The sequence below is a fragment of the Lysobacter avium genome, assembly GCF_015209745.1.
In the GTDB taxonomy this organism is placed as follows: Bacteria; Pseudomonadota; Gammaproteobacteria; order Xanthomonadales; family Xanthomonadaceae; genus Novilysobacter; species Novilysobacter avium.
Window position 1 is genome coordinate 2098376 of the sequence record NZ_CP063657.1, and the last position, 11433, is coordinate 2109808.

The following is an 11433-nucleotide window of genomic DNA, read 5'->3' on the forward strand; positions in this document are numbered from 1 at the left end:
CCTGGTTTGCCGGCTTGGGTCAGGCGACCTACGGTGGCCACACTGCGCTAGCCGTCCTGAGCGAGCAGCCCGGCGACGGCCCGACGGTAGCGCGCCGCGATCGCGTCCGCGTCCACGTGCCGCCCGCCATCGACCACGCAGCGACCGTCCACCCAGGTCTGCCGCACCAGCGGGCGGTTGCCGCTGAATATCCAGCGATCCACCGCGTCCGCATCTGTGGCGCCGGCAAACTGCGGCGCGTCGCCGTCCAGCACCAGCACGTCCGCGCCTGCCGGATCGACCCGATCGCCGGTGGCGTCCGATGCGCTGGCCAGCACGCCCCTCAGCAGGGTCTCGCCGACGCTGGACGAGTCCACGCTGACCGCGATGTTGCGTCGCCGGGTGACCAGGCGCTGGCCGTATTCGAGCCAACGCAGTTCCTCCACCGGCGATACTGACGAATTGGAGTCCGAGCCGACTCCCCAGCGGCCGCCGGCGTCGAGATAGTCGCGCAGCCGGAACAGGCCATCGCCGAGGTTGGCTTCCGTGGTCGGGCAGATCGCCACCGTGGCGCCGGATTTGGCCACGCCGGCAAGTTCGGCGTCGTCCAGGTGGGTGGCGTGGACCAGCGTCCAGCGCTCATCGACCGCCGCGTTGTCCAGCAACCACTGCACCGGACGCGACCCGCGCAGCCGCAGGCACTCCTCGACCTCGGGAAGCTGTTCGGCGATATGGATATGGACGCGGCTGTCCGTGGGCAGCGCAGCAAGCACCTCGTGCATCGCCTCCGCCGGCACCGCGCGCAGGCTGTGCAGAGCGCAGCCGATGCGCAGGCGCCCGTTCTGTTTCGCCCGCAACGTATCCAGCAGCCGCAGATAGCCATCCACGGTGTGGCCGAAGCGCTGCTGTCGCGGCTCCAGCGGCCGGCCGTCGAATCCGCCGGTCATGTACAGCACCGGCAACAGGGTCATGCGGATGCCGACGTCGGCCGCGGCCTCGACCAGCGCTGAGGACATCGCCGCGGGGTCCGCCCATGGCTTGCCTCCGGGGCCGTGATGCAGGTAGTGGAATTCGCACACGGTGGTGTAGCCGGCTTCCAGCATCTCGGCATACAGCTGCGCAGCAACGGCGTATAGCGATTCGGGGGTGAAGCGGTCAGCGAAGCGGTACATCGTTTCGCGCCAGGTCCAGAACGAGTCTTCCGGATGGGTCTGCGACTCGGCCATGCCTGCCATGGCGCGCTGGAAGGCGTGCGAATGCAGGTTGGCGATTCCGGGCACCACGCGCTGCTGCGAGCTCGACACGTGGCGTGGCGCGGTTTGGTCCGCACGGGTGCCATTCTCCGGCAGCGGTCCATCGCGCCAACCCTCGGGGCGCCAGATCCTGGCCGTCGCATTGCTGTTCATCGCCTGATTGTCGCCTGCCGCGGCGGCGCTGGCGAGCTGCCCTGGCGGCCGGCCTGGCAGGCGCAAGCGTGTTCCCTACAATGACCCGATGACGATTTCCGCTGAAACCAAGGACCTCCGCGCCACGAAGCCGGCCGCCAGCGACGCCCCGGGCACCGCCGGCGAGCGCTGGGATGGCCTCATCCTGGGCGCATCGCTGGCGACGCTCGACTGCGCCGACGGTTACGGCGAGGTCCGCAACGCCGCGCTGGGCTGGCGCGACGGACTGATCACCTACGTCGGCCCGCGCGATGGACTTCCCGACAAGCCCGAAGCGCTGGCGCACGATGTCATCACCACCGACGGCTGGATCACCCCGGGCCTGGTCGACTGCCACACCCATCTGGTGTTTGCCGGCGATCGCGCGCGCGAGTTCGAGTTGCGCCTGCAGGGCGCCAGCTACGAGGAAATCGCCCGCGCCGGCGGCGGAATCCTGTCCACGGTGGAAGCGGTGCGCGCCTGCGATGAAGACGAGCTGCTGCGGCAGTCGCTGCCCCGCGCGCGCGCCCTGCTCGCCGACGGCGCGACAACGCTGGAGATGAAGTCCGGCTATGGCCTGGACTTCGAAGGCGAGCGCCGGATGCTGCGCGTGGCGCGCCGGATCGGCGAGGAACTGGGCATCGGCGTTCGCACCACCTACCTGGCAGCGCACGCCCTGCCCGCCGAGTACAGGGAACAGGCCGACGCCTACATCGAGGAAGTGGTGCAGTGGCTGCCCAGGCTGCACGCCGAGGGGCTGGTGGATGCGGTGGATGCGTTCTGCGAGGGCATCGGTTTCACGCCGGCGCAGACGCGCCGCGTGTTCCAGGCCGCGCGCGCGCTGGACCTGCCGGTCAAGCTGCACGCCGACCAGCTCAGCGACTTGAGTGGCGCTGCGCTGGTGGCCGAATTCGGCGGTCTGTCAGCCGACCATGTCGAGCACACCAGCGAGGAGAGCGTGCGCGCGATGGCTGCGGCCGGCGTGGTCGCCGTGCTGCTGCCTGGCGCGTTTCATGTCTTGCGGGAAACCCGGGTGCCGCCGCTCGCCTCATTCCGCGAACACGGCGTGGCCATGGCGATCGCGACCGACTGCAACCCCGGCACCTCGCCGCTGCTGTCGCTGCGCCAGGCCCTCCAACTGGCTTGCACCCATTTCCGCCTCACGCCGCAGGAGGGCCTGCGCGGAGCGACCGTCAACGCCGCGCGCGCGCTGGGGCTGGACGATCGCGGCGCGCTGCGGGTGGGCATGCGTGCCGACTTCGTGCGCTGGAAGATCCGCCATCCGGCCGAGTTGGGATACTGGCTGGGCGGTGACCTCGCCGGCGGCGTCTGGATCGGTGGTCAACGCGTGCATCACCGGTAACGCCGAGCCGCCCGATTACGGCACTATCGAGCTCTCGTTACCACGCCGCACAGACCCGCGGACCCACTGGAGAGATCATGCATCGCACCCTGCCCGTCCTGCTGCTCGCACTCGTTCCCGCCCTCGGTTTCGCCCAGTCGACCTCGCAGCCGAGCGCCACGGATGCCGCCCGCGCGCTGGCCCAGGAGGCGGTGATCGTGGACACCCACATCGACGCGCCCGGCATGCTGACCGATCGCTGGATGGACCTGGGCATCGATGCGCCAGGGCGCGAGTTCGACTACCCCAAGGCTCGCGCCGGCGGCCTGGACGTGGGTTTCATGTCGATCTACACCTCGGCCAAGCAGGACGAGGACGGCGTCGCCTGGCAGGCCGCCAACGAAATGATCGACTCGGTCGAGGCGCTGGTCCAGCGCCATCCCGACCGGTTTGCGCTGCTGCGCTCGCCCGGCGACGTCGAGCGCCTGCGCCAGGGCGGGCGCGTGCTACTGCCATTGGGCATGGAAAACGGCGCGCCCATCGGCGACGACCTGGCCAACCTGCAGTTCTTCTTCGATCGCGGCGTGCGCTACATCACCCTGGCCCACAGCGCGGCCAACCGGATCGCCGACTCCTCCTACGCCATCGAGCGCAAATGGAACGGCCTGAGCCCGTTCGGGCGGCAGGTCGTGGCCGAGATGAACCGGCTGGGGATCATGGTCGACGTCTCCCACGTCTCCGACGAAGCCGCCCGCCAGGCGATCGAACTCAGCACGGTGCCGGTGATCGCCAGCCATTCCGCGTTCCGCCACTTCACCCCGGACTTCGAGCGCAACATCAGCGATGAGCTGGCCAAGGCGATTGCCGCCAAGGGCGGCGTGGTCCAGATTCCCTTCGGCACCGCGTTCGTCGATCCCCAGGGTGCGGCCGACACGCAGGCCCACTTCCGCGCCATCAACGACTTCAACCAGCGCAACGCCGAGCTGCGGGCCGCCGGGAAGCCCGAGCTTGACCGGGAGACGTTCAACCGCGACTGGTCGCAGGCGCACCCCGCGCCGCAGACGCCAATCGAGGCCGTGCTGGACCAGATCGACTACGCGGTGCAGCTGATCGGGATCGACCACGTCGGCATCGGCTCGGACTTTGACGGCGTCGATGGCGAGTTGGCCGATGGTCTTCGCACGGTGGCCGACTTCCCGAACCTGATCAGCGGGCTGCAGGCCCGTGGCCACAGCGATGCGGACATCCGCAAGATCCTCGGCGGCAATCTGTTGCGGACCTGGGCGGCGATCGAGGCCGGTGCCCGCTAGCCCAACCGGGGTGCGGAGCACCTGAAACAATCGGGGCAAAAAAGGAAAGCCCCGCATTCGCGGGGCCTCTGCTCACAACGGCATGGCGCCGGTGCTTATTCCTTGGCGACGGTCTTCTTGGCGACGACCTTCTTGGTCGTTGCCTTGCTCGCGGCCTTGCTGGCGGAAGTCTTCTTCGCTACCGGCGCGCTGGCGGTGCCGGCGGCCTTGGATACGGCCGAGCGGGAGTTGCCGTAGCTGGAGTTGAAGCGCTTGCCCTTGGCGGTCTTGCGGTCGCCTTTGCCCATGATTTTGCTCCCGGTTGGGTGTTGATACGATTGAAAAACCCGCACCTCAGGCGTGATCACCGGCGCATGCTGCCGGCGCCACGCGTGGCGCGGGAACCGCCAAATCTTAACATGGGCGTCCGCCCGGCCGTCTGCCTAGTGGTGGCAGCAGGCGTCGTGCACGTGTCCGTGGTTCAGCCGCAGATTGATCACATGCGCCACGCCCACCAGCGTGCCGCCAAACGTCATGGCAACGGCGTGCGGTACAACGCTGGCGTGCAGCGGGTGGTACAGCACCGCCGCCCAGAGCACACCCAGGCCCGTCAACAACAGCCACAGCGCCCGCGCGACACCGTGCCTCCGGTAGCCCTGGACGAGGCTGAATACGCCCAGCAAAGTGGCAAACAGCACGAACGCCTGCTCGAACCGCTCGCTGCCCAGGCTCATCAACCCGACCGCCGGAAGCAACGCGATGGCGACCGGAAGCAGCGCGCAGTGCACCGCGCAGATGATGGAACCCGATGCGCCAAGGCGGTCGAGCAAACGCTGGTTACGCGGGGACATCAGGACACCTTCGATGGATGCATGGCTTGTGGGGACTTGCCGACAGATTGGAATAATATAACATTCCGATCCCGTGCCGCTACTTTTGCAGGATGTCCGTGTCCCCCGCTTTCCAGAAGTCTCCGTTTTCGTTGCAGCCCAATCTTCTCGCCCGTGCATTGCTGTCAGCGCTGCTGGTCACGCCAGCGGCGTTTGCCGCCGGCGTCGATTCGGCATCCATGCAGGCGCACGATCCGGACCATGAGCCGGTCGACCTGAGCGCGGTCCAGGTGCGGGCATCCATCCTGCCCGGCACGGTCGAGGACCTGGCCCGCCCGGTGGAGGTCCTCGCCGGTGAACGGCTGGACGCGGCCAAGGCCAGCTCGCTGGGGGAGACGGTCAATAAGCTGCCCGGCGTGCAGTCGTCCTATTTCGGTCCCGGCGTCGGCCGCCCGATCGTGCGCGGCTTTGACGGCGCGCGGGTCCAGGTGCTCAGCGACGGGCTGGGTTCGGGCGATGTGTCCACGGTCAGCGCCGACCACGCGGTCAGCATCGAGCCCTTCCTGGCCAACCAGATCGAGGTACTGAAGGGACCGTCCACCCTGCTCTACGGCAGCGGCGCCATCGGTGGCGCGGTGAACGTGATCGACGGGCGCATCCCCGAGGCGGCCACCGACGAGCCGCTGCAAGGCCGGGCGGAACTGCGGGCCGGCACGGTCAACGACGAGAAGACCGGCATGCTGCGGCTGGACGGCACCTCCGCCTCGGGCCATTTGGTGTTCCACTTCGATGCGTTGCACCGGGAGACCGGCGATTACGCCATCCCCGGGTTTGCCGAGAGCGCCCGCCAGCTGGCCGCCGAGGGCGAGACGCCCGATCCCGCCACCTCCGGAACGCTGGCCAACAGCGCCCTGCGCACCGATAGCGGCGCGCTGGGGCTGTCCTGGGTCGGCGAGCGCGGCTTCGCGGGCGTGGGCTACTCGCTGTTCAACACCCGCTACGGCGTGCCGGGCCATTCCCACGGTGATGGTGATGGCCATGGGCACGACGCTAACGACGGCCACTACCATGGCGATGACGCCCATGGGGATGACGCCGTGCACATCCTGATGGACCAGCGTCGCACCGAAGTGCGCGCCGGCCTGGACGAACTGGGCGTGTTCGAGACCCTGCGGATCAAGTTCGCCGACACCCGCTACACCCACACCGAGTTCGAGGGTGAGGCGATCGGCACGGTGTTCGACAACAGCAGCAAGGAAGCGAGGCTGGAACTGGTCCACCAGCCCTGGGCCGGCTGGCGCGGCGCGTTCGGCGTGCAATGGGCGCACCGGAAGTTCGACGCCGTCGGCGCGGAAGCGTTCGTGCCGGGCACCGAAGGCAACGACACCGGCCTGTTCTGGATCGGCGAGCGCCGCAGCGGCGACTTCAAGTTCGAACTGGGCGCGCGGCATGACCGCAACACCATCGATGCGGTGCCGCCGCCGCTCGCGCCGCTGCGTGCCAACTCGCGAAAGTTCGAAGCGCTGAGCGGGTCCGCGGCGGTGCAGTGGGAGCTCAGCGACCGGTTCCACGCCTCCCTCGGGCTGGACCGCTCCCAGCGGGTACCGACCGCCGAGGAGCTGTTCTCCAACGGCCTGCATGTCGCCACCGGAACCATGGAGATCGGCGACGAGACCCTCGGCGTGGAAACCGCGAACCGGCTCGAGCTGGGACTGCGCTGGCACGGCGAGCGCATCGATCTGGGCGCGGCGGTGTACGGCATCCGCTATGCGGACTTCATCTACCAGGCCAGCCCGACGTCGCTGGACGACCCCGGCAGTGCGCTGTTGGACGGTGGCGTGCCGGTGCGCCTGTGGAACCAGGCCGATGCCCGCTTCCACGGCATGGAGGCGGACGCCACCATCGCGCTGGTCGACAATGACCGTGGCGCGTGGGACCTGCGGGTGTTCGGGGATATCGTGCGCGGCAGGCTCGCGCCCGGTGGCCGCGAGCGCGACGTCGACGTGGAGGTTTTCCACGGCGGGCACGTGCACCGGCACGCGGCGCGGATCAGCGAGCAAGGCAACCTGCCGCGCCTGGCGCCGGCGCGGCTGGGCAGTGAACTGTCCTGGAGCAACGGCACGTGGCGCGTGTCGCTGGGCGCGGTGCGCTACCTGAAGCAGGACCGGGTCGCGACCAACGAAACGACGACGCCCGGCTACACGCTCGTCGACGCCCACCTGGCCTGGCACCGCGACACCCCGTCGGGCAACGCCTGGGAGCTGTTCCTCGACGGCAGCAACCTGCTCGATCAGGAGGCCCGTCCGCACACCTCGTTCCTGAAGGATCTGGCGCCGCTGCCGGGGCGCGGCATCGCGTTCGGCGTGCGCGCGTTCTTCTGACGGAGCGGCTTTAGCGCGCGGCCGCCGAGCAGGCCGCGCACAGGCCGTGCACTTCCAGGATCTGCGCCCGCGGCACGAACCCCAGCCCGCGCGCGCGGGATTCCAGCGCCTCCACGATGGTGTCGTCCTCAAGTTCCGTCGCCGACTGGCAGCCGTCGCAGATCAGGAAGGGCACCGCGTGCTGCTCGCCGCCGGGATGGTGGCAGCCGACAAACGCGTTGACCGAGGCCAGCTTGTGGATGAAGCCGTGCTCGAGCAGGAAATCCAGCGCGCGATACACCGTCGGCGGCGCCGCGGCATCGTGGGTGGCTTTCATCCGGTCCAGCAACTCGTAGGCCTTCAGCGGCCGCTCGGCATCGGCGATCAGGCGAAGGGCATGGGAGCGGATCGGCGTCAGGCGCAATCCGCGCTGCGCGCACAATCGCTCCACCTCGAGCACGAAGGCGTCGCCATCGTGGACGTGGTGCTGCGGATCGGTGCAGTCGTGGACAGGGCTCATGTCGTCGGTGCGGCCTGCAGCGGGCGCGGCAAGCGCGCCCTTGCGACCGGTCTAATCCTCCAGCGGGATCCTGGCAAGCGCCGCGTCGATGCGGCGTACCGCCTCGGTCTGGCCCGCCAGGTAAACGGTGTGGGAAATGTCGGGGCTGACCTGGGTGCCGGTCATCGCGACGCGCATCGGCTGGGCGACCTTGCCCATGCCCAGCTCCAGCGCGGCGGCGGTGTCGTGCAGCGCGGCGTTGATCGCCTCCGCATTCCAGTCGGCCAGCGCGGCCAGGCGGGCGCGGGCATCCTCCAGCGGCGTGCGCGCGGCGGACTTGAGGTGCTTGGCCACGGCGGCTTCGTCGTAGGCGGTCAACGGACCGAACCAGACCGCCGCGCGCTCGGCCATGTCCTTGAGCGTCTGCACGCGGTCGCGCAGGGCCAACACGATGTCGACCGCGGCCGGTCCGTTGGCCAGGTCGTAGCCCGCCTGCTGCAGGTGCCACTGCAGGTGCACCGCCACCGCCGCGGGGTCATCGGTCTTGAGGTACTGCTGGTTGAGCCAGCCCAACTTGGCCATGTCCAGCCGCGAGGCGCTGGCATGGACGTTCTTGAGGTCGAACAGGGAGGTCATCTCCTCGATCGAGAAGATTTCCTGATCGCCGTGCGACCAGCCCAGGCGCACCAGGTAGTTCAGCAGCGCGTGCGGCAGATAGCCCGCATCGCGGTAGTCCATGACGTCGGCCGCGCCGGTCCGCTTCGAGAGCTTGGCGCCTTCGGGGTCCAGGATCATCGGCAAATGGGCGAAGTGCGGCACCTCGACGTCAAGGGCGCGGTAGATGTTGATCTGGCGCGGGGTGTTGTTGACGTGGTCATCGCCGCGCACGACATCGGTGATGCGCATGTCCATGTCGTCGACCACCACCGCGAAGTTGTAGGTCGGGTAGCCGTCGGAGCGGAAGATCACCAGATCGTCCAGCTCGCTGTTGGCGATCTCGATACGGCCCTTGACCTTGTCCTCCCAGGCGACCACGCCGTCGAGCGGGTTGCGGAAGCGGATCACCCGGTTGGGGTCCTCGCGGAACCCCGCGTTCCGGTCGCGGTAGGCGCCGTTGTAGCGCGGCTTGGTGCCGGCCTTCATCGCCGCTTCGCGCATCGCGTCCAGTTCCTCGCGGGTCTCGTAGGCGTAGTACGCGTGGCCGGCCGCCACCAGCTGATCGGCGACCTCGCGGTAACGCTCCAGTCGCTGCGTCTGGTAGACCGGCGCGCCGTCGTAGTCCAGGCCCAGCCAGTCCATGGCCTGCAGGATCGCGTCGATCGCCGCCTGCGTGCTGCGCTCGCGGTCGGTGTCCTCGATGCGCAGGACGAACTCGCCGCCGCGGTGGCGCGCCTCCAGCCAGCAGTACAGGGCGGTGCGGGCACCGCCGATGTGCAGGTATCCGGTCGGGCTGGGAGCAAAGCGGGTGCGGCAGGTCATGCGGTCAGGCTCGTGCGGGTGGACCGGTCATGGTACCGCGCCGGCCGTTCCCCGGCCGATCAGCCGGCGTCGGAATCGGTACCCTCGCCACCCGTCAGCGGGCTTTGCGCGTCGAAGGCCAGGGTCGCGATCACCCCGAACTCCCTTCCAGGCTGGACCGACACGCTCCAGCCGTACAGCGCGCACAGCCGGCGCACGATCGACAGGCCGATGCCGCCGCCGTGGGTGTGGCCGGCATGGGTGCCGCGGTAGCCGCGCTGGAAGATGCCGGCGGCGTCCTCGGCGCTGAGCCCGGGGCCGGAGTCGATCACCTGCACCGCGCCGTCCAGCATGCGCACGATGACCTCGCCTTCGGTGGTGTACTTGACCGCGTTGCCGATCAGGTTGCCCAGCGCCACGGCGACCGCCGCTTCCGGCGCATCCACCACCAGCGGGGCGGTGTTGTCCTCCAGACGCAGCACCAGCGGCTTGCCGGCCAGCTGGGTGCGATGGACGTCCAGTGACTGCGCTGCCAGCCTGGCCACGTCGGTGGCACCGTGGCCGCGCTCGTTGCGCGACAGCAGGAGCAGCGCGCTGATCAGGTCGGTGCACTGCTGCTCGGCGCGCTGGATGCGCATCAGGCGGCTCCGGGTCTTCTCGTCGAGCTGGGGGTTGGACAGCAGCAGCTCGACCGCGCCGCGGATCACCGCCAGCGGCGTGCGCAGCTCGTGGCTGACGTCGGCATTGAACTCGCGGTCGCGCTGGACCACCTCGGTGAGCCGGCCGGCGTAGTCATCCAGCGCCTCGGCAAGCTGGCCGACCTCGTCGTCGGGAAAATGGTCGGCCAGTGACTCCGAGGCGGCGCTGCGGCCGGACTCCTTGAGCCGCTTGGCCAGCTCCGACACCGGACTCATCACCCGCGAGGCCGACCACCAGCCCAGCACCAGCGACAGCAGGGTGAACACCAGCACCGAGGCATACAGGGCGTGGTTGAAACGCTCCTCGCTGCGCTTGGACGGGGTCATGTCATAGGCCAGGAAGAACCAGGCCTGCGGCGTCTTGCGCACCGCCAACTTGTACGCGAACTCGGTCCCGTCCGGGTCGCTGCCGACCATGCCGGTGATGCCGTCCGACAGCGCATACCACTCGGGCCGGCTGAGGCGCACCGACTCGAACTTGTCGGGCGTATAGACGTAGGCGCGGACCTGGTCGAAGGGGAATTCGCGGTTGTTGGGGTCCACCTCGAACTGGTGCGCGGCATTGGCGAGGTTGCGGTTCATCACATCCTCGATCAACTGGTTCTCCACCCGCGCGCGGGTCCAGTTGGTCGCCCAGGCGAACAGCAGGGTGAGGCTGAAACCCAGCAACACGAACGACAGGATGATGCGGCTGCGCAGCCGCCGCCGGTAGCGCATACGCCGGCTGGGGGCGGCGCCGCTGGTCGCCGCCGCCCTGGGAACCTCAGCTTTCGGCATCGAGCTCGGCGATCCGGTAGCCGATGCCGTGGCGGGTGTGGATCAGCGAGGTCGGGAACGGCTTGTCGACCACCGCGCGCAGGCCGTGGATGTGCACGCGCAGGCTGTCGGAGTCCGGCAGTTCCTCGCCCCAGACCCGCGTCTCCAGCTCCTGGCGGGTGACCACGGCCGGTGAGGACTCCATCAGCGACTGCAGGATCTTCAGCCCGGTGGGATTGAGCTGGAGCAGCTTGCCCTGACGGCGCACCTCCAGCGTGTCCAGGTTGTACTCCAGGTCCGCGGCGGTCAGCACACGGGTCTTGACCCCGCGTCCGCGGCGCGCGAGCGCGTTCAAGCGGACCTCCACTTCCTGCAGCGCGAAGGGCTTGATCAGGTAATCGTCGGCGCCCGAATCGAACCCGGCCAGCTTGTTGTCCAGGGTGTCGCGCGCGGTCAGCATCAGCACGGGGGTCTGCTTGCGCGCCTCGTTGCGCAGCTTGCGGCAGACCTCCAGGCCATCGATGCCCGGCAGGTTGAGGTCGAGCACGATGGCGTCGAAATCGTGCACAACGGCCAGGTGCAGGCCGGTGATGCCGTCGGCGGCAAAGTCGACCGTGTGGCCACGGTCTTCGAGGAAGTCGCCAAGGTTGGCGGCAATGTCCTGGTTGTCTTCAATGACGAGGATGCGCATGGAGTCTTCCTGTGTGGGATGACGCCGGCCGGGGCCGCGTCGGAACCGGACGGACGATTGAAAATCGCCCGGCGCGGTGCATCGCCCGATTCTGCCAGACCGCAGCG

10 protein-coding genes are annotated in these 11433 nt (G+C 68.9%); 3 read left to right on the plus strand and 7 right to left on the minus strand.

Annotation, left to right across the window (positions count from 1 at the left end; translation table 11 throughout):
- Nucleotides 1–47: 47 nt before the first annotated feature.
- On the minus strand, nucleotides 48–1385 hold the full coding sequence (locus INQ42_RS09480) for a formimidoylglutamate deiminase (protein WP_194034048.1): 1338 nt from the start codon (nucleotides 1383–1385) through the stop codon (nucleotides 48–50).
- Between the two features lie 88 nt (nucleotides 1386–1473).
- Here INQ42_RS09480 and hutI point away from each other — a divergent pair, with 88 nt between their 5' ends.
- Nucleotides 1474–2766 carry an imidazolonepropionase gene (hutI, locus tag INQ42_RS09485; RefSeq protein ID WP_194034049.1) on the plus strand — a complete coding sequence of 431 codons (1293 nt, stop codon included), beginning with the start codon at nucleotides 1474–1476 and terminating at the stop codon, nucleotides 2764–2766.
- A gap of 77 nt (nucleotides 2767–2843) precedes the next feature.
- On the plus strand, nucleotides 2844–4055 hold the full coding sequence (locus tag INQ42_RS09490) for a dipeptidase (RefSeq protein ID WP_194034050.1): 1212 nt from the start codon (nucleotides 2844–2846) through the stop codon (nucleotides 4053–4055).
- Between the two features lie 95 nt (nucleotides 4056–4150).
- Here INQ42_RS09490 and INQ42_RS09495 read toward each other — a convergent pair whose 3' ends face one another.
- Entirely contained in the window at nucleotides 4151–4342 is a 192-nt protein-coding gene (locus INQ42_RS09495; RefSeq protein ID WP_193984103.1) for a 30S ribosomal protein THX, read from the minus strand.
- Between the two features lie 135 nt (nucleotides 4343–4477).
- Nucleotides 4478–4885 (minus strand): MerC domain-containing protein, encoded by a 408-nt coding sequence (locus INQ42_RS09500; RefSeq protein ID WP_193984105.1) that lies wholly within the window; start codon nucleotides 4883–4885, stop codon nucleotides 4478–4480.
- 98 nt (nucleotides 4886–4983) lie between these two features.
- Here INQ42_RS09500 and INQ42_RS09505 point away from each other — a divergent pair, with 98 nt between their 5' ends.
- On the plus strand, nucleotides 4984–7245 hold the full coding sequence (locus INQ42_RS09505; RefSeq protein ID WP_228064337.1) for a TonB-dependent receptor: 2262 nt from the start codon (nucleotides 4984–4986) through the stop codon (nucleotides 7243–7245).
- 10 nt (nucleotides 7246–7255) lie between these two features.
- On the opposite strand, the gene INQ42_RS09510 is transcribed toward INQ42_RS09505, so the two are convergent.
- The 4 genes from INQ42_RS09510 to INQ42_RS09525 are packed head-to-tail and all read right to left on the minus strand — an operon-like array spanning nucleotide 7256 to nucleotide 11326.
- Nucleotides 7256–7744, minus strand: a complete 489-nt coding sequence (locus tag INQ42_RS09510) for a transcriptional repressor (protein WP_194034052.1) — start codon at nucleotides 7742–7744, stop codon at nucleotides 7256–7258.
- A 51-nt stretch (nucleotides 7745–7795) separates the two neighbouring features.
- Complete coding sequence (gltX, locus tag INQ42_RS09515) at nucleotides 7796–9202, minus strand: glutamate--tRNA ligase (RefSeq protein ID WP_194034053.1); 1407 nt, start codon at nucleotides 9200–9202, stop codon at nucleotides 7796–7798.
- 59 nt (nucleotides 9203–9261) lie between these two features.
- Nucleotides 9262–10656 carry a sensor histidine kinase gene (locus INQ42_RS09520; protein WP_194034054.1) on the minus strand — a complete coding sequence of 465 codons (1395 nt, stop codon included), beginning with the start codon at nucleotides 10654–10656 and terminating at the stop codon, nucleotides 9262–9264.
- Nucleotides 10643–11326 (minus strand): response regulator transcription factor, encoded by a 684-nt coding sequence (locus INQ42_RS09525; protein WP_043957384.1) that lies wholly within the window; start codon nucleotides 11324–11326, stop codon nucleotides 10643–10645. The genes INQ42_RS09520 and INQ42_RS09525 overlap by 14 nt, the downstream gene beginning before the upstream one ends.
- Nucleotides 11327–11433 lie beyond the last annotated feature (107 nt).

What these genes read in the sequence shown, in the direction of transcription:
- INQ42_RS09480 (WP_194034048.1), bottom strand. Translation starts at nt 1,385, where the DNA reads ATGAACAGCAATGCGACGGCCAGGATCTGGCGCCCCGAGGGTTGGCGC.
- hutI (WP_194034049.1), top strand. Translation starts at nt 1,474, where the DNA reads ATGACGATTTCCGCTGAAACCAAGGACCTCCGCGCCACGAAGCCGGCC.
- INQ42_RS09490 (WP_194034050.1), top strand. Translation starts at nt 2,844, where the DNA reads ATGCATCGCACCCTGCCCGTCCTGCTGCTCGCACTCGTTCCCGCCCTC.
- INQ42_RS09495 (WP_193984103.1), bottom strand. Translation starts at nt 4,342, where the DNA reads ATGGGCAAAGGCGACCGCAAGACCGCCAAGGGCAAGCGCTTCAACTCC.
- INQ42_RS09500 (WP_193984105.1), bottom strand. Translation starts at nt 4,885, where the DNA reads ATGTCCCCGCGTAACCAGCGTTTGCTCGACCGCCTTGGCGCATCGGGT.
- INQ42_RS09510 (WP_194034052.1), bottom strand. Translation starts at nt 7,744, where the DNA reads ATGAGCCCTGTCCACGACTGCACCGATCCGCAGCACCACGTCCACGAT.
- gltX (WP_194034053.1), bottom strand. Translation starts at nt 9,202, where the DNA reads ATGACCTGCCGCACCCGCTTTGCTCCCAGCCCGACCGGATACCTGCAC.
- INQ42_RS09520 (WP_194034054.1), bottom strand. Translation starts at nt 10,656, where the DNA reads ATGCCGAAAGCTGAGGTTCCCAGGGCGGCGGCGACCAGCGGCGCCGCC.
- INQ42_RS09525 (WP_043957384.1), bottom strand. Translation starts at nt 11,326, where the DNA reads ATGCGCATCCTCGTCATTGAAGACAACCAGGACATTGCCGCCAACCTT.